Origin of the sequence: Streptomyces sp. NPDC085937 (assembly GCF_044540535.1) — a bacterium.
Classification (GTDB): Bacteria; Actinomycetota; Actinomycetes; order Streptomycetales; family Streptomycetaceae; genus Streptomyces.
Genome location: NZ_JBITSH010000008.1, coordinates 34445 through 55581 on the forward strand (window position 1 = coordinate 34445; position 21137 = coordinate 55581).

Genomic DNA, 21137 nt, shown 5'->3' on the forward strand with positions numbered 1-21137 from the left:
GTATCGCCGCCCCTTGTTATATGCAGTACTGCAGTACCTCGGAAAGCAAACCGCTTTTGACGTAAAAACACAAACCCCCGGCAGAGGCCCGGCCCCCGCACATGGCCCGGAAACATGCGCGTTTCGGACATAGGGCACCCGGATAGGGCGCCCTGACACAGATCACAGATGCAGAAGCATCCGGCTGTTGCCCAAGGTGTTCGGTTTCACGCGTTCGAGGCCGAGGAACTCCGCGACACCCTCGTCATAGGAGCGCAGCAACTCCGCGTACACATCCCGGTCGACGGGTGTCTCACCGATCTCCACGAAGCCGTGCTTGCCGAAGAAGTCCACTTCGAAGGTCAGACAGAAAACGCGGCGAACACCTAGCCAGCGGGCGGTCTGCAGCAACTTCTCCAGCAGCCGGTGTCCGACACCGGCCCCCTTCAGACCCGGCTTCACGGCGAGAGTGCGCACTTCCGCGAGGTCTTCCCACATCACGTGCAGGGCGCCGCAGCCGACGACCTCCGCGTTGTCGTCCCGTTCCGCGACCCAGAACTCCTGGATGTCCTCGTAAAGCGTCACCGTCGCTTTGTCGAGCAGGATGCCCTCGCGGACGTAGTCGTCCAGCAGGTCGCGTACGGCCGGCACATCGCTGGTGCGGGCCCGTCGGACGGAGAGGGCATTTGCGGTGACTTCGGGGCTGTCTGCTGACATGAACGGACGCTATCGCCCGCCGGGCCCGTCGGGAGAGCCGGGGTTGTCGTCAGGGGTTTCCGGGAGCTGGACGATCCGCATGGCGTCCGTGAGAGCCTGGCGTTGTTCCTCGCTCATCATGCCGAAGAACGCCACGAGAGCGGCGGCGGCGTTGTCGCTCTGCGACCACGCCTCGTTCATCAGGGCCGCGGCGTAGGCGGCGCGAGTGGAGACGGCCTCATATCGATAGGCGCGGCCTTCGGACTCCCGGCGCACCCAGCCCTTCTGATGGAGATTGTCCAAAACGGTCATCACCGTGGTGTACGCGATGGACCGGTCCTTCTGAAGATCTTCCAGGACTTCCCGAACGGTCACCGGGCGGTTCCACTTCCACACCCGCGTCATGACCGCGTCTTCGAGTTCTCCCAAGGGGCGAGGCACAACTCAGAACAATAGTGGGAGATCCCGCCCATGGCGTGCCGGGCAGGCATGATCACCGACAAACACTGACAAAAGGGGCGTACGACGGTTCGTCGTACGCCCCTGTGGTGCGACTGCGGTCGGTGTCCGGCGCCCGGCGGGCCGGTCAGGCGTCGGTCTTGGGGGCGGCGGCCGCTTGGGCGGCCTCCGTCCGGGCGAGGGCCGCGTCCACCACGGCGTCCTCCTTGGTCTTGTTGGCGCCGCCCTGGGTCTTCACGATCACGCGGATCACGCCGATGAAGAAGACGGCCATGACGACCGGGGGCAGGAGCGCGGAGACGTAGTCCATGCGTCCAGGGTAGCCAGGCGGACGGCTCAGCCGGCGGCCAGGTGCTGGTCCGGCGGCGTGGCGGGCTTGCGCCGCGGGAAGACCTCGCCGGGCGTGGGCACGGGCCTGCGGGTGGGCTTCGGCGTGCCCGGGGCGGGGGCCGGCGTGGGCGCGGGGCTCGGGTTGGGCGCCGGGTGCGGCGTCGAGGGCCGCTCGGCCGGCTCGCGCTCCTGCTCGGAGTCCGCGCGCCCGCCGGGCAGCGCGGTCAGGCGGACGCGTTCGCAGTGCCGCAGCAGGTCCGCGGCGGTCGGATTGCCGCGCAGGGCGCGCAGGGCGGCCAGATCGTCCGGGTGGGGCCGGTATCCGGCCCCCAGCGCCTCCTCCAGGAGCGCGAGGTACCCGGCGGCGGTGCCGGGGAGGGCGGCGCGGTAGCGGCCGAGATCGGCCACGAGGAAGGCGCGCAGCCGGGCACTCTCCCGCCTCGCCTCGTCGAGGGACGCGGCGAGGCGGAGGCAGTCCTGGACGTCGTCGGCCGAGGCGGGGCTGGGGTGCACGGCGAGGGCGAGGGCGCGGCGGAGCACACGCAGCTCCTCCGCACCGAACGCCAGGCCGCCGCGGGATCCGTAGGGCGTGGGCATGCTGCGACGATACGCGCTAATCAGACAAATGTGGATCAAAGCCGCAGGTGTGGCGCGGTCACCACCCGGGTGGCCCGACCAGGCGCGATGCCCGGGTGGGGCCACCGTGGGGCGGCGTACGCGCTACATGCGGGACACGTTCCGCTCGTAGACCAGGCGCAGCCCTATCAGCGTCAGCCACGGCTCGTGCTCGTCGATCACCGTGCTCTCCCCCAGCACCGTGGGCGCCAGCCCGCCGGTGGCGATGACCGTCACGTCGTCCGGGTCCTCCGCCAGCTCCCGGGCCATGCGGTTGACCACCCCGTCCACCTGGCCGGCGAAGCCGTACACGATGCCCGACTGCATCGCGGCGACCGTGTTCTTGCCGATGACGGTGCGGGGCCGCGCCACCTCGATCTTGCGCAGCTGCGCGGCCTTCACGCCGAGCGCCTCCACGGAGATCTCGATGCCGGGCGCGATGACGCCGCCGACGTACTCCCCGCGCGCGGAGACCGCGTCGAACGTCGTCGCCGTGCCGAAGTCGACGACGATCGCCGGCCCGCCGTACAGCTCGTTCGCCGCGACCGCGTTGATGATGCGGTCGGCGCCGACCTCCTTGGGGTTGTCGAACTGGATCGGCACGCCCGTCTTCACGCCGGGCTCCACCAGGACCGCGGGCACGTCGCCGTAGTAGCGGCGGGTGACCTCGCGCAGCTCGTGCAGCACGGACGGAACGGTCGCGCAGATGGCGATGCCGTCGATGCCGTCGCCCAGCTCGTCGCCCAGCAGCGGGTGCATGCCCATCAGGCCTTGGAGGAGCACGGCCAGCTCGTCCGCCGTGCGCCGCGCGTCCGTGGAGATGCGCCAGTGTTCGACGATCTCGTCGCCGTCGAACAGGCCGAGAACGGTGTGCGTGTTGCCCACGTCGATCGTCAGCAGCATGACCGGTCCTACTCCGCGGCGCGCAGGTCGAGGCCGATGTCGAGGATCGGCGAGGAGTGGGTGAGGGCGCCCACGGCGAGGTAGTCCACGCCCGTGTCGGCGTACGCCTTGGCGCCTGCGAGGGTGAGGCGGCCGGAGGCCTCCAGCGCCGCGCGGCCGTCGACGAGGGACACCGCCTCCTCGCACTCGCCGGGGGTGAAGTTGTCCAGCAGGATCAGGTCGGCGCCCGCGTCCAGCACCTCACGGAGCTGGTGCAGGGTGTCGACCTCGACCTCGATCGGGACGTCGGGGAACTGCTCGCGGACCGCCGTGAAGGCCTGCGCGACGCCGCCGGCGGCCACCACGTGGTTGTCCTTGACCAGCGCCGCGTCCGACAGGGACATCCGGTGGTTGACCCCGCCGCCGCAACGCACGGCGAACTTCTCCAGGCTGCGCAGTCCCGGGGTGGTCTTGCGGGTGTCGCGCACCTTCGCCTTGGTGCCCTCCAGGGCGTCCGCCCACGCGCGGGTGGCCGTCGCGATGCCGGACAGGCGGCACAGCAGGTTGAGGGCGCTGCGCTCCGCGGTGAGGATGTCGCGCGTGCGGGTGGTGACCGAGAGCAGCACCTGCCCGGCCTCCACGCGGTCGCCGTCCTCCACGTGGCGCTCGACCTCGAACTCCTCGGTGCAGACGATCGACATGACCGCCTCGGCGACCCGCAGGCCGGCCACCGTGCCCGCCTCCCGCGCGGTGAAGTCGGCGGTGGCGACGGCCTCCTCCGGGATGGTCGCGACCGTGGTCACGTCCACGCCGTGCGCCAGGTCCTCCTGAAGGGCCACGTTGGCGATGTCCTCGACCTCGACGGGGTCGAGGCCCGCGTCGGCCAGGAGCTGGGCGAGCGCGGGGTCGAGCCCGCACTCCAGGTACGTGTCCTCGTCGCCGGCGCCGCAGGCGCAGCCGTCGCCACAGCCGCCGGAGGAGACGAGGGGAAGGTCGGGGGTGGTCACTGCTGTCACTGCTCCTGGGCCTGAGGGAGGGTCGGGGGGAAGTCTGTGGTGTCGGTGGTGCGCACCGCCAGCGATCGGTCCGGATTCAGCCGTACGACGATGTGGCGGCGCCATGCGGTGTCGTCCCGTTCGGGGCGGTCCTCGCGCCAGTGGCAGCCGCGGGTCTCCTCACGCTGCCGTGCGGCGGCCACCAGGACGCGGGCCACGCACAGCAGGTTGGTGGCCTCCCAGGTGTCGACGCCCGGCTCGGCGGTCTTGCCGTTCTCGTCGAGGGCGTCGCGCGCGTCGGCGTGCAGCCGGTGCAGGCGGTCGGCGGCCTCGGCCAGGGACGCCTCGGAGCGCAGCACGCCCGCGCCGCGGGTCATGGTCCGCTGGATGGTGAAGCGGGCCTCCGGCGGGAGCAGCGGGTGCGCGGGGCGCCCGGCGGCGGGCAGCGGCTGCGGCACGCGCGCGTGGAGGCCGGTGGAGGCGATGTCGGAGGCGATGCGCTCGGCGTAGACGAGGCCTTCGAGGAGCGAGTTGGACGCCAGCCGGTTGGCGCCGTGCACGCCGGTGCAGGCGACCTCGCCGCAGGCGTACAGCCCGGGCACGGTGGTGCGGCCGCGGGAGTCGGTGCGGACGCCGCCGGAGGCGTAGTGGGCGGCCGGGGCGACGGGCACGGGCTCGGTGACCGGGTCGATGCCGTGGGCGCGGCAGGCCGCCAGGATCGTCGGGAAGCGGCGCTCCCACATCTCGGCGCCGAAGTGGCGGGCGTCGAGGTACATGTGCTCGGCGTCGCGCTCCCGCATGCGGCGCATGATGCCCTTGGCGACGATGTCCCGGGGGGCCAGCTCGGCCAGTTCGTGCCGGCCCAGCATGAAGCGCACGCCGTCGGCGTCGACCAGGTGGGCGCCCTCGCCACGCACCGCCTCGGAGACCAGCGGCTGCTGGCCCTCCGCGTCCGGGCCGAGGAACAGCACCGTGGGGTGGAACTGGACGAACTCCAGGTCGCTCACCTCGGCGCCCGCGCGTAGCGCGAGGGCCACGCCGTCGCCCGTGGAGACGGCCGGGTTGGTGGTCGCGGAGAACACCTGGCCCATGCCGCCGGTGGCGAGCACCACGGCGGGCGCGTGCACCGCGCCCACGCCGTCGTGCTGGCCCTCCCCCATGACGTGCAGGGTGACGCCCGCGGTGCGGCCCTCGGCGTCGGTCAGCAGGTCCAGCACGAGCGCGTTCTCGATCGTCCGCAGCCCGCGCGCGCGGACCGCCTCGACCAGGGCGCGGGAGATCTCCGCACCGGTCGCGTCGCCGCCCGCGTGGGCGATGCGACGGCGGTGGTGGCCGCCCTCGCGGGTGAGTTCCAGCCGGCCGTCGGTGGACGCGTCGAACCGCGCGCCGGTCGCGATGAGCCGCCGTACGGCGTCGGGGCCCTCGGTGACCAGGATGCGCACCGCCTCCTCGTCACACAGGCCCGCGCCGGCGACCAGGGTGTCGTCCAGGTGCTGTTCGGGGGTGTCGCCCTCGCCGAGGGCCGCGGCGATGCCGCCCTGCGCCCAGCGGGTGGATCCGTCGTCGAGGCGCGCCTTGGTGACCACCACGGTCGTCAGTCCCGCGGCCTCGCAGCGGAGGGCGGCGGTGAGTCCTGCGACGCCGGAGCCGACGACCACCACGTCCGCGTCGATGGACCACCCCGGGGCGGGGGCGTGCAGTCGTATGCCTGTGCTGGTCACGAGGCGGCTCCGAGGTTTCCGAAGGTCAGGGGGATGTTGTCGATCAGCCGGGTGGCGCCCACACGTGCGGCGACCGCGAGGACGGCCTCGCCGGTGAAGTCGTCGCCGATCTCGGTGAAGTCCGACGGGTCGACCAGCGCCAGGTAGTCCATCCGGAGCGGCGGGTCCAGGCGGGCGGCCTCGTCCAGCACCAGGCGGGCGGCGGCACGGATCGCGGCGGGGCCGCCGGCGGTGGTGGCCACGGCGTGCGCGTCGGCCGCGGCGCGGGACTCCCCGATCGCGCTGAGCGCCTCGGCACGCTCGCGGGTGGCCGGCACCTCGCGGGCCCGGGCGCGCAGCGCCTCCTGCGCGGCGTGCCGGTCGCGGCCCGCGAACAGGGCCTGCGACAGGGCGAGCGCCGTGCGCCGCTCGGCGGGCGAGAGGTAGCGGTTGCGGCTGGACAGGGCGAGCCCGTCCTCCTCGCGGACGGTGGGCACGCCGACGATCTCGATGCCGAAGTTCAGGTCGCGCACCATGCGCCGGATCAGGGCGAGCTGCTGGGCGTCCTTCTGCCCGTACAGCGCGACGTCGGGACGGGTGAGGTGCAGCAGCTTCGCCACGACGGTGAGCATGCCGTCGAAGTGGCCGGGGCGGGCGGCGCCCTCCAGGCGTTCACCCATGGGTCCGGCGCCGACCCTCACCTGCGGTTCGCCGCCGGGGTAGACCTCGTCGACGGACGGGGCGAACACGGCGTCGGCGCCGGACATCCCGGCCAGCTCGACGTCGGCGTCCAGGGTGCGCGGGTAGCGGTCCAGGTCCTCACCGGCGCCGAACTGCAGCGGGTTGACGAAGACCGTGACGACGACCTCGCCGTCGGGACCGGCGATCCTCCGCGCGGCGCGGATCAGCGTGGCGTGGCCCTCGTGCAGCGCGCCCATGGTCATGACGACGGCACGGCGGCCGGTACGCGCGCGGGCGTGCAGGTCGGCGGCGGTGCGCAGCAGGGTGGCGGTCATCGGGCGGCTCCGTTCCGGGACGCGCGCGGGGGCGTACGGGTGGCGTGGGCGTGAGGGATGCGGGCGGTGCCGCTCATGTCGGGTCCCCCGGGGTGTCTCCGGTGCCGCCGGCCGCGTCGGACGGGCCGGCCAGCACCCCGAGGAGGGGCTCGGCCAGCTCCGGCTTCAGCAGCCCGTGGGCGAGAGCGCGGTCGGCCGTGGCGCGGGCCATGGCCAGGTACCCGGCGACGGTCCCGGGGGCGTGCTCGCGCAGCTCGGCGACGTGCGCCGCGACCGTGCCGGCGTCACCCCGGGCGACGGGTCCGGTGAGGGCCGCGTCACCGGAGCGCAGCGCGTTGTCCAGGGCGGCGCCGAGCAGCGGGCCGAGCATCCGGTCGGGGGCGCCGACGCCCGCGGTGCGCAGCAGCTCCAGCGACTGGGCCACCAGGGTGACCAGGTGGTTGGCGCCCAGGGCGAGGGCCGCGTGGTAGAGCGGGCGGTTCTCCTCGGCGATCCACTCCGGCTCGCCGCCCATCTCGATGACCAGGGCCTCGGCCGCCAGCCGCAGCTCGTCGGGCGCGGTCACGCCGAAGGAGCAGCCGGCGAGCCGCTGCACGTCCACGGGGGTGCCGGTGAACGTCATCGCCGGGTGCAGGGCCAGCGGCAGCGCGCCGGCCCGCAGGGCGGGGTCGAGCACCTTGGCGCCGTAGCGGCCGGAGGTGTGCACGAGGAGCTGGCCGGGGCGCACCGCGCCGGTGTCGGCGAGGCCGGTGACCAGCTCGGGCAGGGCGTCGTCGGGGACGGTCAGCAGCACCAGCTCGGACCGCTCCAGCACCTCGGCGGGCGGCACCACCGGCACGTCCGGCAGCATCTCCTCGGCGCGCCTGCGGGAGGTGTCGGAGACGGCGGAGACGGCCACCGGGCGGTGCCCGGCCAGCTGGAGGGACGCGGCCAGGGCGGGACCCACGCGTCCGGCGCCTACGACGCCGACGGTGAGCCGCGCGGGACGGTCCCGGGGATCGGGCTGTGGGGTTGTGTTCACGCGAGGGTGGCCTTCCCGTTCCAGTCCGCTCGGGGTACCGGACGATTTCTCGTCATGTTAACGCGATCGGTTCCGGCGGCCACCGGTTGTCCACAGGCTGTGGGTTTCCGTGGACGCGCCCGCCCTCGCGTACGGACCGCGTCCGCCCCCGCCCGCGCACGGAATCGCGGGTGACCCCGCGAAGGGGCGCGGGGCATGATCGCGGGCATGACTGACACAGCTGACCACGACGGCACCGGACCGACGACGGCGGAGGCCGCCGCGCCCACACCGCGTGAACGACGCATCGCGGCCTGGCGGAACGCCCCGCGCGTGCTGGCGCGCCTCGGCTTCCTCGCCCCGCTCAGGGAGCGGCTGGCGCTGCTGGCGGCGGCGGGAGACGTCTACGACCTCGACGAGACCTCGGACCTCTACGGCAACGGGGTCGTGGAGGCCCTGGAGCGGCGGGTGGCGGAGCTGCTCGGCACGGAGGCCGCGGCCTTCTTCCCGACCGGCACGATGGCCCAGCAGGTGGCCCTGCGCTGCTGGGCGGGGCGCACCGGCAACCCGGCGGTGGCGCTGCACCCGCTGAGCCACCCGGAGGTGCACGAGCGGAACGCGTTCAGTCAGGTCAGCGGCCTGCGCCCGGTGCACTTCGCGAACGAGCCGCGGCTGCCCACCGCCGAGGAGGTCCGCGACTTCGCGGAGCCCTTCGGGGCGCTGATGCTGGAACTGCCGCTGCGGGACGCCGGGTTCGTGCTGCCCACCTGGGACGAACTGACCGAGCTGGCGGACGCCGCGCGGGAACGCGACGCGATCGTGCACCTCGACGGCGCCCGGCTGTGGGAGTGCACCGAGCACTTCGGCAGGTCGCTGGAGGAGATCGCGGGCCTCGCGGACAGCGTCTACGTGTCCTTCTACAAGTCCCTCGACGCGTTCGGCGGCGCGGCCCTCGCCGGCCCCGCCTCACTGATCGAGGAGGCGAGGACCTGGCGGCACCGGTACGGGGGCGCGGTGTTCCAGCAGTTCCCGACCGCGCTGTCCGCGCTGATCGGCCTCGACCGGGAGCTGCCCCGGCTGCCGGAGTACGTCCGCCACGCGCGCGTGGTGGCCGCCGCCCTGCGCGAAGGGCTGGAAGCCGGGGGGCTGCCCTGGTTCCGGATCCACCCCGAGGTGCCGCACACCCATGACTTCCAGCTGTGGCTGCCGTACGCGACCGAGGTGGTGGCGGAGACGGCGATCCGGGCGGGCGAGGAGACGGGCAGCATGCTGTTCGCCAACCACTGGGACCCGAAGGGCCCGGGGCTGACGTTCACCGAGGTCTACGTCCGCGCCGCCGCCCTGGAGTGGACGGCCGACGACGTACGCGAGGCGGCCACGGACTTCGCCCACCGCCTGACCGCCGCATCCCCGGCGTAGGCCGCGCCGCCGTTCGGCTCAGGCGGTCCCGGCCGTTCGGCTCAAGCGGTCCCGGCCGGGCGGCATGCCGGTCCGGGTGCCGGGCGGCACGCCGGTCCGGAGGCCCGGCGGGGCTGGGTGGCGGCCGGGCGAGGGGTCGGGACGGAGGGCGGGCCGGGGTGGCGTGGGAGCAGGTGGGTCAGGGCGCGGCGGAGCCGGTGGGCCGTGCGGGTGCCGCGGTCGGCGCGGTCGGCGCGGGCCGCGCGGGCCGCGCGGGCCGCGCCGACCGCGCGGAGGCGGTGCGGTTCGCCGCCCAGTTCGCGGACGGCCTGCCAGTCTTCGAGGCCCGGTGCGGGCGGGGCCGGCACGCCCAGCCGGGAGGCACGGTAGGTGTCGAGGAGGTACTGCTGCGTGAGGCTCATGCCGTCCACGCTGCGCCTTCCCGGCCGCCGCGTCTCCTCGATTGACGCGGCCCGTCAATCGGGGTCCGCGGTGTCGGTGGCCCGGTGCACCATGTGGTCATGGGCGTGCACATCGACATCACGGGGCTGCGGCCGGAGAGAGCCGCCGTCGTGCTCTCTCCGCTGGCCGAGCTGGGCATGGCGCTGCACGCGCTGTCCGAGCCGGCGCACCACCCGGGACTGCAGGCCTGGGTGACGGGGGTGACCGCGCGGCTCGACCCTCACCTGGCGGACCGCATGTGCGAGGCGGACTTCCTGTGGCGCACGACGTTCTCCGACCTGTTCCTGCCGTGCGCCGGGTTGCCGGGCAGGACGACGCTGCCCGGCACCACGCTCACCGAGGAGCTGGACCTGCTGGACAAGCTGTCGGACGAGCAGTTCGTGGACGCGGCCCTGGAGTTCACCTGCGCCCTCCCCTACGGCGTGCCGGGGGGCGGCCCGCTCGTCGACGACGGTCTGCGCCGCCGCGCGCTGGAACTGGCCGCCGCGCGCGGGCCGAGCCAGGTGCTGTTCACCGAGCGGCTGCTGGCCGACCCGCCGCGGATCAGGGACTGGCTGCGGCAGTTCCTGCACGACTGCGACGAGGCGTTCTTCGCGGAGACGTGGTCCCGGCTGCGGCACCAGCTCGCCGCGGACGCCCGTCTCAAGACGGACCTGCTGCGGCACAAAGGGCTGGGCGAGGCACTGGCCGCGGTCTCCCCCGCCGTGACGCTGGACGCGGCGGCGGCCCGGATCACCGTCGACAAGCTGGGCGACGGGCGTTCCGTCACGGGGGACGGCGGGCTGCTGCTGATCCCCACCAGCCTCGGCTGGCCGCATCTGATGGTGCTGCACCGCCACGACTGGCAGCCGGTGCTGCACTATCCCGTCGGCTCACCGGAGCCGGCCGCGCCGCCGAGCGTCGGCCAGCTGAGCCTGCGGATGACCGCGCTGTCCCATCCGGTGCGCATGCGGATGTGCCGCAACCTCGCCCGCGGCGCGTTCACCACGAGCGAGCTGGCCCAGGTGCACGGCATGACCGCGCCGGAGATATCCCGGCACCTGGCCGCGCTGAAGAAGGCGGGGCTGATCACCACCCGGCGCCGCGGCCGGTACGTCCTCCACCAGCTGGACGTGACCGTCGTGGCCCGCCTCGGCAGCGACTTCCTGGAGAGCATCCTCCGCTGAGGCCACCCCCGGGCCGTGCACGGGGACGTATGCCCGCCGTCAGCCCAGCCGGATGTGCCGGACGCCCACGCCCGCCTGGCGGAGGCGGGTGCGCAGCCGGCCCTCGTGGTTGGGGCGCAGGGTGAGGCCGGCGAGGACGGCGATGCGGTCCGCCGTCCTCGGCACCGTGGTGTGGTCGGTCCACAGGTGTTCGGCGAACTCCGGCTCGGCGAGCCGCTCCAGGCAGTGGTCGAGCCGCTCGACCGCCCAGCTCTCCCGGCGCAGGCTCCGGGCGCCGCCCAGCAGGTGCCCGAGGCCCCGCTCCCGCAGCCGCCGCAGCACCGTCTCCCGCTCGGCGAGAAGCGTGAAGTGCCGCACCTCGTGGCCCAGTTCGCGCAGCCGGTGCACAGTCTCGGCGAAGTGGCCGGGGTCGGTGACGGTCATCGGCGCGATCACCACGCCCTCGCGCCGGGTGAGGGTGAGGTCGAGGACCTCGACGACCCCGTGCCGCCAGGACCTCAGATCCCGGAAGTCGCCGCGCAGTTCGGGCGGCAGCATGCGGTGCAGGCCGAAGCCGGGCTGCTCCGGGTCGCAGACGACGCTGCCGGGCAGGCGGCGCCGTATCTCGTGTGCGGTCTGTGTCTTGCCGCCCCCGAAGGGGCCGTTGATCCACAGGAGCATGCGCGGCACCCTACCGGCGGGCGGGGCTCGGCTCAGCCGTGTCCGCCGGCCCGCACCAGACCCGTCTCGTAGGCGAGGACGACCACCTGCACCCGGTCCCGCAGCCCCAGCTTGGTGAGGATGCGGCCCACGTGCGTCTTCACGGTCGCCTCTGACAGCACCAGCCGCGCCGCGATCTCCCCGTTGGACAGGCCCTGGGCGACCAGCACCATGACCTCGCGCTCGCGCTCGGTGAGCCGCTCCAGTTCCTTGTGCTCGGGCTGCTTGCCGGTGCTGGGCAGCATCGGCGCGAACCGGTCCAGGAGCCGGCGGGTGGTGGACGGGGCGACCACCGCGTCGCCGCTGTGCACCGCGCGGATCGCGGTCAGCAGTTCACCGGGCGGCACGTCCTTGAGCATGAAGCCGGACGCGCCCGCCTTCAGCCCGGAGAAGGCGTACTCGTCGAGGTCGAAGGTCGTCAGGATGAGCACCTTCGGCGGGTCGGTGTCCGCGCAGATCCTGCGGGTGGCCTCCACCCCGTCGAGCTTGGGCATGCGGACGTCCATCAGCACCACGTCGACGGCTGTGGACCGCAGCACCTCCAGGGCCTCCACGCCGTTGCCCGCCTCCGCCACGACCTCCATGTCCGGCTGGGCGGCGAGCACCATCCGGAACCCGGTGCGCAGCAGCACCTGGTCGTCGACGAGCATCACGCGGATCGTCATCGTGGCTTCTTCCGTTCGGTCGTCGGGTCGCCGCAGGGGGCGTGACAGGTGTCAACAGGGGGCGTGCGGATGCGTCAATGCGCGGGTTTGAGCGGCAGCAGCACACTGATGCGGAATCCTCCGCCCGGCCGCGGTCCGGCGTCCAGCGTTCCGCCGACCATGCCGACCCGCTCACGCATCCCGATCAGTCCGTGTCCCTGGCCGTCGAGCCCGCCCTCCTCGTACAGCTCGTGCGGGGCTCCCTTGCCGTCGTCCTCCACGAGCAGGCCGAGCCCGTCGTCGAAGTACACCAGCCGCACGCTCGCGCCCGCGTTGGGCCCGCCGTGCTTGCGGGTGTTGGTCAGGGCCTCCTGCACGATGCGGTACGCGGTCAGCTCGACCCCGCTGGGCAGCTCGCGCGAGGTGCCCTCGATCTTGAAGTCCACGGGCAGCCCGGACTCCCGGCACTGCTCGACGAGGTCCTCGATCTGCTGCACCCCCGGCTGCGGGACGTACTCCCCCGCCTCCTGGTGCTCGCCGGTGCGCAGGACGCCCAGCAGGCGGCGCATCTCGGCGAGGGCCTGCCGGCCGGTGCTGGAGATGGTCTCCAGGGCGTTCTTGGCCTGGTCGGGCGCCGCGTCGAGGACGTAGGCGGCGCCGTCGGCCTGCACCACCATCACCGACACGTTGTGCGCGACCACGTCGTGGAGCTCGCGGGCTATGCGGGCGCGTTCGGCGGCGACCGCCACCTTGGCCTGCGCCTCGCGCTCCTTCTCCAGCCGGGCCGCGCGTTCCTCCAGCTGCGCGAAGTACGCGCGCCGGGTGCGGATGGAGTCGCCCAGCACCCACGCCAGGGCGAACGGCACGGCCTGGAAGACCGTGATGGCGATGTTGCCGGCCGTCCCCGTGTCCTCGCTGGGCCAGCGCAGCGTCGCGAACGGGGCCGCGCACAGGCCCGCGGTCAGCGCGAGGCGGGAGGCCCAGCGGGCACCGGTCGCCGCGACCGTGTAGACGATCACCAGCAGGGCGAAGTCGGCGGGCAGGGGGGCCACGTCGGCGGCGAGCTGTCCCAGGCCGACCGCCACGGCGAGGACCAGCATCCGCTCGGGCATCCGGCGGCGCAGCGCCACCACCAGGGACAGGAACAGGACGACCGGTACGACGAGAGCCGCCCGGTCGGTGCCCCTGGACGCCCCCGTGGCCGCTCCGCCGACCACCGAAATCCCGAAGAGGATCACGGCCCAGAAGCCGTCGACCCACGTCGGGTGCCTGCGGAGGAAGTCATAGAGGCGCTGCACGTAACCCAGCGTAGGGAAGTGAAATGCGTGCAGGGGTCAACCGGAGGGCCGATCCCCGCCCGGTACGTGTACTCCGCAAGGTGGAGGCCGGACCGATGCGCGCACCTGATCCGGGCCGCCGCGCGCACGTACTCTGGGCCGGTGACGACGGCGGCGACGAGCGCGGGGAAGCGGTGACGGCGGGGACCGCGGGGACGGCACGGGACGGCTTCCGCGGCTGGCGGGAGGCGGCCGAGGAGGCCCTGTACGGGCCGGACGGCTTCTACCGCCGGCCCGGCGGAGCGGGTCCGGCCGGACACTTCCGTACCTCCGTGCACGCGTCGCCGCTGTTCGCCGGGGCCGTGGCACGGCTGCTGTGCCGGGTCGACGAGGCGCTGGGACGCCCGCCGGCGCTCGACCTCGTGGACATGGCGGCCGGCCGGGGCGAACTGGTCACCGGCGTCCTGAGCGCACTCCCCGCCGACGTGGCGGACCGGGTGCGCCCGTACGCCGTCGAGCTGGCCGGGCGTCCGGAAGGGCTCGACGGGCGGGTCGAGTGGCGGGCCGCGCCGCCGGAGCGGGTCACTGGCCTGCTGTTCGCCAACGAGTGGCTGGACAACGTGCCCGTGGACGTCGCCGAGGTGGACGCCTCCGGCGTCCCCCGGCGGGTGCTGGTGCGGGCGGACGGCACCGAGCGGCTCGGGGAACCCCTCACCGGACCGGAGGCCGCGTGGCTGGCCCGGTGGTGGCCGCTGCCCGCCGAGGAGGGACTGCGCGCGGAGATCGGACTGCCCCGGGACGAGGCCTGGGCGGCGGCCGTCGGCACCCTGGAGCGCGGGCTGGCCGTCGCCGTGGACTACGCGCACACGGCCGGCGCGCGGCCCCCGTTCGGCACGCTGACCGCGTTCCGGGAGGGACGCGAGACGGCGCCGGTGCCGGACGGCTCCCGCGATCTCACGGCGCACGTCGCGCTGGACGCGTGCGCCGCCGCCCCCGCCCTGCCGGGCGCGCGCCTGCTGACGCAGCGGGACGCCCTGCGCACGCTCGGCGTGACAGGCGGGCGTCCTCCGCTGTCCCTGGCGGGCACCGACCCGGCCGGCTACGTCCGCGCCCTCGCCGCCGCCGGGGAAGCCGCCGAACTCACCGCCGCGGGCGGCCTCGGGGACTTCGGCTGGCTGGCGCAGCCGGTGGGGACCGGGGACGTCCTCACCGGGTGACGGCTACTTGTCGATGTCACCGACGACGAAGAACAGCGACCCGAGGATCGCCACCATGTCCGCGACCAGCGTGCCCGGCAGCAGCTCGGTGAGCGCCTGGATGTTGTTGTACGACGCCGAACGCAGCTTCAGCCGGTACGGCGTCTTCTCGCCCTTGCTGACCAGGTAGTAGCCGTTGATGCCGAGCGGGTTCTCGGTCCACGCGTACGTGTGGCCCTCCGGGGCCTTGAGGACCTTCGGGAGCCGCTGGTTCACCGGGCCGGGAGGCAGCTCCGCCAGCCGGTCCAGGCAGGCGTCGGCGAGGTCCAGGGCGTTGTGCGTCTGCTCCAGCAGGCACTCGAAGCGGGCGAGGCAGTCGCCCTCCTCGCGGGTGACCACCTTCAGGACGTCACCCAGCTCGCCGTAGGCCAGGTACGGCTCGTCGCGGCGCAGGTCGAAGTCGACGCCCGAGGCGCGCCCGATCGGCCCGCTCACCCCGTACGCGTGCACGGCCTCGGCGGACAGCACACCGACGCCCCGGGTGCGGCCCCGGAAGATCTCGTTGCCGAGCACCAGGTCGTCGAAGCGGTCCATGCGGGAGCGCACCCCGGCGACGGCGCCGCGGGCCCGGGACGTCCAGCCCGCCGGGAGGTCCTCCTTGAGGCCGCCCACACGGTTGAACATGTAGTGCATGCGCCCGCCGGAGACCTCCTCCATGACGTGCTGGAGCTCCTCGCGTTCGGTGAAGGCGTAGAAGATCGGGGTGATGCCGCCGAGCTCCAGCGGATAGGAGCCGAGGAACATCAGGTGGTTGAGCACCCGGTTCAGCTCGGCGAGCAGCGTGCGCAGCCACACCGCGCGCTCGGGGACCTCCATGCCGAGCATCCGCTCCACGGCCAGGACCACGCCCAGCTCGTTGGAGAAGGCCGACAGCCAGTCGTGACGGTTGGCCAGCACGATGATCTGGCGGTAGTCGCGGGCCTCGAACAGCTTCTCCGCGCCCCGGTGCATGTAGCCGATCACGGGCTCCGCGCGGACGATCCGCTCGCCGTCCAGGACGAGCTTCAGCCGCAGCACGCCGTGCGTCGACGGGTGCTGCGGGCCGATGTTGAGCACCATGTCGGTGCTCTCCGCGGCGCCGCCGATTCCGACCATGGTCTCCGTCGTAGGAGTCATGCACACAGTCTGTCCTACGTACGCTGGCTCCATGGAGACGGGGAGCCCGCACGACACGGGGACAGCGGACGTGCCGGAGGCGGCGGCGCCGGACGCGGCACACGCGCCGGCCGTACCGGATGCCGGTGCGGCGGAAGCGGTGGCGGAGCCGGGTGCCGGTGCGGCGGAGCCGGTGTGGCGGGCGCTGCCGCCCGGGCTGCTGAAGATGCGACGGCTGCTGGTCGTGGTGTGGCTGGGACTGCTGACACTGGCCACCGCGCTGGTGCCGGGCCTGCTGACCGGACCCGGCTGGGCCGCCTTCGCGGTGCTGCCGCTGGCCGTGCTCGTCTGGGGCTGGGTGATGCTGGAGCGCAACTGGCGCTCCTGGCGGTACGCCGAGCGCGCCGACGATTTGCTGATCAGCCGCGGTGTCCTCTGGCGCGAGGAGACGGTCGTGCCGTACGGGCGGATGCAGCTGGTGGAGGTCACGTCCGGACCCGTCGAGCGGTACTTCGGGCTGGCCAGCGTGCAGCTGCACACGGCCGCCGCGGCCACCGACGCCACCATCCCCGGCCTCGACCCGGCCGAGGCGGAACGGCTGCGCGACCGGCTCACCGAGCTGGGCGAGGCCCGGTCGGCGGGACTGTGACGACCACCGGCGTCCAGAAGGACGTACACGACCGGCCGCCCGTGACCGAGAGGCGGCTGCACCCGGTCACGCCGCTGCGGCGGGCATGGGCGCCCGTGGCCGTCCTGATGGGCTGGGTGGTGCACGACCTCGACGGGGCGCAGCGCCAGCTCACCCGGCTGACCACCACCACGCTGCTGGTCGGGCTCGGGGTGCTCATCCCGGCCGCCGCCCTCTACGGCTTCCTGAGCTGGTGGTTCACCCATTTCGCGGTGACCGACGGCGAACTGCGGGTGCGGACCGGGCTGCTGTTCCGGCGCACCGCGCACATCCGGCTGGAGCGGATCCAGGCCATCGACGTCACCCAGCCGCTGCTGGCGCGGGTCGCGGGCGTGGCGAAGCTGAAACTCGACGTCATAGGCACCGACAAGAAGGACGAGCTCGCCTTTCTCGGGGCCGGCGAGGCGCGGGCGCTGCGCGCGGAACTGCTGGCGCGGGCGGCCGGGTTCGCCCCGGACACCGCGCACGAGGTGGGCGAGGCACCCTCCCGGCAGATGCTGCGGGTGCCGCCGGGCGTCCTCGCCGTCTCACTGCTGCTGACCGGCGCGACCTGGGTCTGGCTGCTGGTCGCCGCGGTGGCGCTGCCGCTGCTGTGGACGGCCACCCACAGCCTGTGGACGGTGCTCGCGGCGGGCGTGCCGATGCTCGGCGCGGCGGGCGCGAGCAGCGTGGGACGCTTCGTCGCCGAGTACGACTGGACGCTGGGCGAGTCGCCCGACGGTCTCCGGATCGACCACGGGCTGCTGGACCGGGCGCACGAGACGGTCCCGCCGGGCCGCGTGCAGACCGTGCGGCTGGTCGAGCCGCTGCTGTGGCGCAGGCGCGGCTGGGTGCGCGTGGAACTCGACGTGGCCGGTTCGTCCAACTCCCTGCTGCTGCCGGTGGCGCCGCGCGAGATCGCCGAGTCGGTCGTCGCCCGCGTGCTGCCCGGGGTGACCGTCCCGACGCCCGAGGCACTCGTCCGCCCGCCGCGACGCGCGCGCTGGTGCGTGCCGGTGTGGTGGCGGGGCTACGGACTCGCCGTCACCGACGCGGTGTTCGCCGCCCGGCGCGGGCTGCTGCGGCGCAGCCTGTCGCTGGTGCCGCACGCGAAGGTGCAGAGCGTCCGGCTGGTCCAGGGGCCGTGGCAGCGGGCCCGCGGGGTCGCCGACGTCCATGTGGACACCGGCGCCAACAGCACCGTCGCGGCCCGCCTTCGCCCCGCCGACGAGGCCGCCGTGCTGCTGCGCGCACAGGCGGAACGATCCCGCACCGGCCGCGGGGACGCCCTTCCGGACCGCTGGATGGCCTGACCGGCCCCGGACAGGCGAACGGGGCCCCGCGAGTGCGGGGCCCCGTCGACGGTCGCGGGCGGACTCAGGAGACCGCGCTGCGCAGACCCTGGACGTCGATGTGCTCGGTCTCGTCGTGGGCCGTCAGGTCGATGACCTGACCGGCACCGCGCGTCTCCTCGGCGGCCGGCTTGTACCGCGCCTCGGCCTCCGCCTTGTGCAGCGCGAGCGCCTCCTGGCCGACCACGTCGGCGAGGTCCTCGTTCTGCACGGCGTCCAGGGCGGAGCGCTCCGTCTCCTGCTTCGTGCCGAAGAAGTCGAAGCCGCCCCCCGTCACGGGCCGCCGCACGGGCGCCGTCGGCGGGACGACCGCGACGGCGGTCGGCACGGTGAAGTGCCCCGAGGGCTGCCGCACGGCCGAACTGCCGGGAGTGGCCGGTCCGGTGGGGGCGGCCGCGCGCTCATGGTCGCCGACCGCCCGGGACTGCCCCCCGGCCTCGTCCTCCTGCGCCTGATCCGGCCGGGGCCGCTTCGTGGGCTCGGGACCGTCGTCCTCGGGCGTGCCGCCGCCCTTGGGGGCGGAGTCGGTCCTGGGGGCGCCGCCCCGATGCGGGGTGTCCTCGGAGATGGGCCGGGCGGCGGGAGCGCCCGGGGCGCTCTCCTTCCGCGCGGCAGGTACGGCGGCCTCGGGGGCGGCCTGCTCCGTCGCCTCGGTGTCGGTCGCCTTGGCGTCGGTCGCCTCGGTGTCCGCCGCGCCGGTGTCCGTCGCGTCGTCGCGGCCGGCGTCCGGGGCCTTCGCACCCTCGGGCCCCGGCTTCCCGGTGAACCGGGCCAGGGCCGCGTCGGCCCGCAGGTACAGCTTCGACCCCTCCGGGGAGAAGACGCCGGAGGTCTCCGGGTCCTGCCCGCCCTTCGGCTCGTCGGCGTCCGCCACGGTGTCCGCCGCGCTCTCCGGGGTCACGGGTGCCGTGGGCTCCGGTGCCTCCACGGGCTCGGCCGCGGGCGCCGACGAGGTCCCCGCCGGCAGCGCGCGCGCCGGGACGGTGGCCTCTATCTCGAGCACCCGGCGTTCCTCCAGGACGCTCGCCCGGTCCACCTCGGCCGCCGCGTACCGGCGCAGCAGCGAAGCGTGCTCGTTGCGCAGTCCGGCGAGTTCCGCGCGCTTGGCGCGCAGCCGCTGCTCCAGCTTCATCCGCAGCTCACGCGACTCCTCGAGGTCCGACTCGAGTTCGGCGACCCGTTCCTCGAAACGCCACTCGTCGCTCGCCCGCGCGCGCGTCAGATCGGCGACGCGTTTGCCCGCCTGGGCGTCCCAGTGACGCATCACGACGGCACCCGCGATCGCCGTGACCGCGGCGGCCGCGGCCAGGAGACGAAGCACCACCGGTTGTGTGAACACCCAGGGCCCCAGGGCGCAGACGACGGAGACGCCTGCGATCGCCGACGGGGGCAGCATCCTGTGCAGAGGCGGGGAATGACGGTGACGTCCACGTGGCATGGCCAGAAACTTACCGCGCGTAGGCGAATGATGGTGCCCCGCCCCGCAAAAAGAAAGCGAGTTGAGGCGTTTCACAGCCCAACGGCGAACCCGGGCAGTCGTGAATAGCGGCACCTTGCAATTTCATCAAGATCATTTCCGAGCCGGATCACCGTACAACTCCCCCTCCCGGCATTCCACTTCGCCGCCGCCGCCACGCCGAAGCCCTCTCCGCGCCCCGTCCCGCGCCCCACCCTCCGGGCGCGCCCCCGCCCGCGCCGCGCCCGTCCCCGGCCCGCTCCCACCCGCTCGCCCCACAACGGCACCCCACCCGGGCCGCCTCCCCGATGCCGATCCACCGGCCGGAGATCCCGTTCCGCCCACCCCCGGTGAACCACGATTCCCGCCCTTTCCCGCCCCCCGCGATCTCACGCGCACGGCCCCGCCGCAAAGCGACGGCGAAAGACACCGCAATCCCCGCCACCGCGTTTCCCCGCTCCCCGCCCACCGGCCCGCGCGGCGTCCGGGACCCGCCCCGGGGCCTACGCTGAACGTATGAGCAATCACAGCGGACGCCGTCGGATCGCGGGCCTCCCCCACTGGGACCGGTGCGCGGTCATGGGAGTCGTGAACGTCACCCCCGACTCCTTCTCCGACGGCGGCCGCTGGTTCGACACGACGACCGCCGTCAAGCACGGCCTCGACCTGGTCGCCCAGGGCGCCGACCTGGTCGACGTGGGCGGCGAGTCCACCCGCCCCGGCGCCACCCGCGTCGACGAGGCCGAGGAACTCAAGCGCGTCATCCCGGTCGTCCGCGGCCTCGCCGCCGAAGGCGTCACCGTCTCCGTCGACACCATGCGCGCCTCCGTCGCCGAGCAGTCGCTCGCGGCCGGCGCCGCCCTGGTCAACGACGTCAGCGGCGGCCTCGCCGACCCCGCCATGATCGGCGTCGTGGCCGCCGCCGGCGCGCCGTTCGTCGTCATGCACTGGCGCGGATTCCTGGAGGGCGGCAACGTCCGGGGCGTGTACGACGACGTGGTCACCGAGGTCGCCGACGAACTGCGCGCACGCGTGGAGGCCGTGCTGGAGGGCGGTGTGGCCGCCGACCGCGTGATCGTCGACCCCGGCCTCGGCTTCTCCAAGGACGCCGGACACGACCTCGCGCTGCTCGCCCGGCTCGACCGCCTGACCGACCTCGGCCACCCCCTGCTCGTCGCCGCGTCCCGCAAGCGGTTCCTCGGCCGGGTGCTGGCCGGCCCCGACGCCCCGCCCCCGCCCGCCCGGGAGCGCGACGCGGCCACCGCCGCCGTCTCCGCCCTCTCCGCACAGGCCGGCGCCTGGGCGGTGCGCGTGCACGAGGTCCGCGCCAGCGCCGACGCCGTACGGGTCGTCCGAGCGATAACCCAGGCGCGCGCCGACGGCCCCGCGTCTCCCGCATCCGGCGCGGAAGGAGCCCGGTGACCGCTCCCCACACCGACGTCGAGCAGGTCGAAGCCGCCAACACCGCCTTCTACGAGGCACTGGAGCGGGGCGACTTCGAAGAGGTCGCCTCCGCCTGGCTCACCCCCGCCGACCTCGGCGTCGACGAGACCTACCACGACCCCGCCGACAGCGGCGTGGTCTCCTGCGTGCACCCCGGCTGGCCCGTGCTCACCGGGCGCGGCGAGGTCCTCAGGTCGTACGCCCTGATCATGGCGAACACCGACTACATCCAGTTCTTCCTCACCGACGTGCATGTCTCCGTCACCGGTGACACCGCCGTGGTGACCTGCACGGAGAACATCCTCAGCGGCGGGCCGGCCCCCGAGGCCGGCGAGGAGCTGGGCCCGCTGGTCGGCCAGCTCGTCGTCGCCACCAACGTCTACCGCCGCACCCCGGCCGGCTGGAAGCTCTGGTCCCACCACGCCTCGCCCGTCCTCGCCCAGGAGGACGACGAGGACGACGAGGCACCGGCCTGACCGGCACGGGACGCGCCCGGCGGCCCGCCCCGCGTGGCGGGAATCACCACAGGGGGTGCGACGGGCGCCACCGG

22 protein-coding genes are annotated in these 21137 nt (G+C 74.0%); 7 read left to right on the forward strand and 15 right to left on the reverse strand.

Annotated features, from left to right (window positions below; all coding sequences use genetic code 11):
- Positions 1-162: 162 nt before the first annotated feature.
- The 9 genes from ACIF8S_RS18360 to ACIF8S_RS18400 form a co-directional block, all read right to left on the reverse strand.
- Complete coding sequence (locus ACIF8S_RS18360) at positions 163-696, reverse strand: amino-acid N-acetyltransferase (RefSeq protein ID WP_145829316.1); 534 nt, start codon at positions 694-696, stop codon at positions 163-165.
- 9 nt (positions 697-705) lie between these two features.
- Positions 706-1104, reverse strand: coding sequence for a BlaI/MecI/CopY family transcriptional regulator (locus ACIF8S_RS18365; RefSeq protein ID WP_400000093.1), 399 nt, complete (start codon positions 1102-1104; stop codon positions 706-708).
- 157 nt (positions 1105-1261) lie between these two features.
- Positions 1262-1444, reverse strand: a complete 183-nt coding sequence (locus ACIF8S_RS18370; RefSeq protein WP_400000094.1) for a hypothetical protein — start codon at positions 1442-1444, stop codon at positions 1262-1264.
- A 26-nt stretch (positions 1445-1470) separates the two neighbouring features.
- A complete protein-coding gene (locus ACIF8S_RS18375) occupies positions 1471-2061 on the reverse strand; it encodes a hypothetical protein (protein WP_400000095.1) in 591 nt (196 codons plus the stop codon).
- 123 nt (positions 2062-2184) lie between these two features.
- Positions 2185-2982, reverse strand: a complete 798-nt coding sequence (locus ACIF8S_RS18380) for a type III pantothenate kinase (RefSeq protein ID WP_349795146.1) — start codon at positions 2980-2982, stop codon at positions 2185-2187.
- An 8-nt stretch (positions 2983-2990) separates the two neighbouring features.
- Positions 2991-3968 carry a carboxylating nicotinate-nucleotide diphosphorylase gene (gene nadC, locus ACIF8S_RS18385; protein ID WP_400000096.1) on the reverse strand — a complete coding sequence of 326 codons (978 nt, stop codon included), beginning with the start codon at positions 3966-3968 and terminating at the stop codon, positions 2991-2993.
- 5 nt (positions 3969-3973) lie between these two features.
- Positions 3974-5677, reverse strand: a complete 1704-nt coding sequence (locus tag ACIF8S_RS18390; protein ID WP_400000097.1) for an L-aspartate oxidase — start codon at positions 5675-5677, stop codon at positions 3974-3976.
- On the reverse strand, positions 5674-6672 hold the full coding sequence (gene panC / locus ACIF8S_RS18395) for a pantoate--beta-alanine ligase (RefSeq protein WP_400000098.1): 999 nt from the start codon (positions 6670-6672) through the stop codon (positions 5674-5676). Before panC ends, ACIF8S_RS18390 begins: the two co-directional genes overlap by 4 nt.
- 73 nt (positions 6673-6745) lie before the next feature.
- Positions 6746-7693, reverse strand: coding sequence for a Rossmann-like and DUF2520 domain-containing protein (locus ACIF8S_RS18400; RefSeq protein ID WP_400000099.1), 948 nt, complete (start codon positions 7691-7693; stop codon positions 6746-6748).
- Positions 7694-7888: 195 nt separating this feature from the next.
- On the opposite strand from ACIF8S_RS18400, the gene ACIF8S_RS18405 reads away from it, so the two are divergent.
- Positions 7889-9091: a threonine aldolase family protein gene (locus ACIF8S_RS18405; RefSeq protein WP_400000100.1), complete on the forward strand. Its 1203-nt coding sequence runs from the start codon at positions 7889-7891 to the stop codon at positions 9089-9091.
- A 41-nt stretch (positions 9092-9132) separates the two neighbouring features.
- Here the strand turns inward: ACIF8S_RS18405 and ACIF8S_RS18410 are convergent, their stop codons facing one another.
- Complete coding sequence (locus ACIF8S_RS18410; RefSeq protein ID WP_400000101.1) at positions 9133-9492, reverse strand: hypothetical protein; 360 nt, start codon at positions 9490-9492, stop codon at positions 9133-9135.
- A gap of 99 nt (positions 9493-9591) precedes the next feature.
- On the opposite strand from ACIF8S_RS18410, the gene ACIF8S_RS18415 reads away from it, so the two are divergent.
- Positions 9592-10698 carry a DUF5937 family protein gene (locus tag ACIF8S_RS18415; RefSeq protein ID WP_400000102.1) on the forward strand — a complete coding sequence of 369 codons (1107 nt, stop codon included), beginning with the start codon at positions 9592-9594 and terminating at the stop codon, positions 10696-10698.
- Between the two features lie 39 nt (positions 10699-10737).
- On the opposite strand, the gene ACIF8S_RS18420 is transcribed toward ACIF8S_RS18415, so the two are convergent.
- The 3 genes from ACIF8S_RS18420 to ACIF8S_RS18430 all read right to left on the reverse strand — a co-directional run bounded on the left by ACIF8S_RS18420 (position 10738) and on the right by ACIF8S_RS18430 (position 13339).
- Positions 10738-11358 carry an AAA family ATPase gene (locus tag ACIF8S_RS18420; protein ID WP_400000103.1) on the reverse strand — a complete coding sequence of 207 codons (621 nt, stop codon included), beginning with the start codon at positions 11356-11358 and terminating at the stop codon, positions 10738-10740.
- 32 nt (positions 11359-11390) lie between these two features.
- Positions 11391-12062 (reverse strand): response regulator transcription factor, encoded by a 672-nt coding sequence (locus ACIF8S_RS18425; RefSeq protein ID WP_349795154.1) that lies wholly within the window; start codon positions 12060-12062, stop codon positions 11391-11393.
- Positions 12063-12136: 74 nt separating this feature from the next.
- Positions 12137-13339: a sensor histidine kinase gene (locus ACIF8S_RS18430; protein WP_400000104.1), complete on the reverse strand. Its 1203-nt coding sequence runs from the start codon at positions 13337-13339 to the stop codon at positions 12137-12139.
- Positions 13340-13512: 173 nt separating this feature from the next.
- On the opposite strand from ACIF8S_RS18430, the gene ACIF8S_RS18435 reads away from it, so the two are divergent.
- On the forward strand, positions 13513-14535 hold the full coding sequence (locus ACIF8S_RS18435; protein WP_400000364.1) for an SAM-dependent methyltransferase: 1023 nt from the start codon (positions 13513-13515) through the stop codon (positions 14533-14535).
- A gap of 3 nt (positions 14536-14538) precedes the next feature.
- Here ACIF8S_RS18435 and ACIF8S_RS18440 read toward each other — a convergent pair whose 3' ends face one another.
- Complete coding sequence (locus ACIF8S_RS18440) at positions 14539-15690, reverse strand: NADH-quinone oxidoreductase subunit D (protein WP_349795156.1); 1152 nt, start codon at positions 15688-15690, stop codon at positions 14539-14541.
- A gap of 31 nt (positions 15691-15721) precedes the next feature.
- Between ACIF8S_RS18440 and ACIF8S_RS18445 the strand changes: the two genes are divergently transcribed.
- Together ACIF8S_RS18445 and ACIF8S_RS18450 are read left to right on the forward strand one after the other, a co-directional pair.
- Complete coding sequence (locus ACIF8S_RS18445; RefSeq protein WP_400000105.1) at positions 15722-16318, forward strand: PH domain-containing protein; 597 nt, start codon at positions 15722-15724, stop codon at positions 16316-16318.
- Complete coding sequence (locus ACIF8S_RS18450; protein WP_400000106.1) at positions 16315-17649, forward strand: PH domain-containing protein; 1335 nt, start codon at positions 16315-16317, stop codon at positions 17647-17649. The genes ACIF8S_RS18445 and ACIF8S_RS18450 overlap by 4 nt, the downstream gene beginning before the upstream one ends.
- A gap of 64 nt (positions 17650-17713) precedes the next feature.
- Here the strand turns inward: ACIF8S_RS18450 and ACIF8S_RS18455 are convergent, their stop codons facing one another.
- The gene (locus tag ACIF8S_RS18455; protein WP_400000366.1) at positions 17714-19084 is read right to left on the reverse strand and encodes a hypothetical protein; all 1371 of its coding nucleotides are present in this window, start codon (positions 19082-19084) and stop codon (positions 17714-17716) included.
- 576 nt (positions 19085-19660) lie between these two features.
- On the opposite strand from ACIF8S_RS18455, the gene folP reads away from it, so the two are divergent.
- Positions 19661-20566, forward strand: coding sequence for a dihydropteroate synthase (gene folP / locus ACIF8S_RS18460; protein WP_400000107.1), 906 nt, complete (start codon positions 19661-19663; stop codon positions 20564-20566).
- Positions 20563-21063, forward strand: a complete 501-nt coding sequence (locus ACIF8S_RS18465) for a nuclear transport factor 2 family protein (RefSeq protein WP_400000108.1) — start codon at positions 20563-20565, stop codon at positions 21061-21063. Before folP ends, ACIF8S_RS18465 begins: the two co-directional genes overlap by 4 nt.
- Positions 21064-21137 lie beyond the last annotated feature (74 nt).

Bases quoted from the DNA above. Each gene is read 5' to 3' on its own strand.
- ACIF8S_RS18360 (WP_145829316.1), bottom strand. From the start codon at position 696: ATGTCAGCAGACAGCCCCGAAGTCACCGCAAATGCCCTCTCCGTCCGA.
- ACIF8S_RS18370 (WP_400000094.1), bottom strand. From the start codon at position 1,444: ATGGACTACGTCTCCGCGCTCCTGCCCCCGGTCGTCATGGCCGTCTTC.
- ACIF8S_RS18375 (WP_400000095.1), bottom strand. From the start codon at position 2,061: ATGCCCACGCCCTACGGATCCCGCGGCGGCCTGGCGTTCGGTGCGGAG.
- ACIF8S_RS18380 (WP_349795146.1), bottom strand. From the start codon at position 2,982: ATGCTGCTGACGATCGACGTGGGCAACACGCACACCGTTCTCGGCCTG.
- panC (WP_400000098.1), bottom strand. From the start codon at position 6,672: ATGACCGCCACCCTGCTGCGCACCGCCGCCGACCTGCACGCCCGCGCG.
- ACIF8S_RS18405 (WP_400000100.1), top strand. From the start codon at position 7,889: ATGATCGCGGGCATGACTGACACAGCTGACCACGACGGCACCGGACCG.
- ACIF8S_RS18410 (WP_400000101.1), bottom strand. From the start codon at position 9,492: ATGAGCCTCACGCAGCAGTACCTCCTCGACACCTACCGTGCCTCCCGG.
- ACIF8S_RS18415 (WP_400000102.1), top strand. From the start codon at position 9,592: ATGGGCGTGCACATCGACATCACGGGGCTGCGGCCGGAGAGAGCCGCC.
- ACIF8S_RS18420 (WP_400000103.1), bottom strand. From the start codon at position 11,358: ATGCTCCTGTGGATCAACGGCCCCTTCGGGGGCGGCAAGACACAGACC.
- ACIF8S_RS18425 (WP_349795154.1), bottom strand. From the start codon at position 12,062: ATGACGATCCGCGTGATGCTCGTCGACGACCAGGTGCTGCTGCGCACC.
- ACIF8S_RS18440 (WP_349795156.1), bottom strand. From the start codon at position 15,690: ATGACTCCTACGACGGAGACCATGGTCGGAATCGGCGGCGCCGCGGAG.
- ACIF8S_RS18445 (WP_400000105.1), top strand. From the start codon at position 15,722: ATGGAGACGGGGAGCCCGCACGACACGGGGACAGCGGACGTGCCGGAG.
- ACIF8S_RS18455 (WP_400000366.1), bottom strand. From the start codon at position 19,084: ATGCTGCCCCCGTCGGCGATCGCAGGCGTCTCCGTCGTCTGCGCCCTG.
- folP (WP_400000107.1), top strand. From the start codon at position 19,661: ATGAGCAATCACAGCGGACGCCGTCGGATCGCGGGCCTCCCCCACTGG.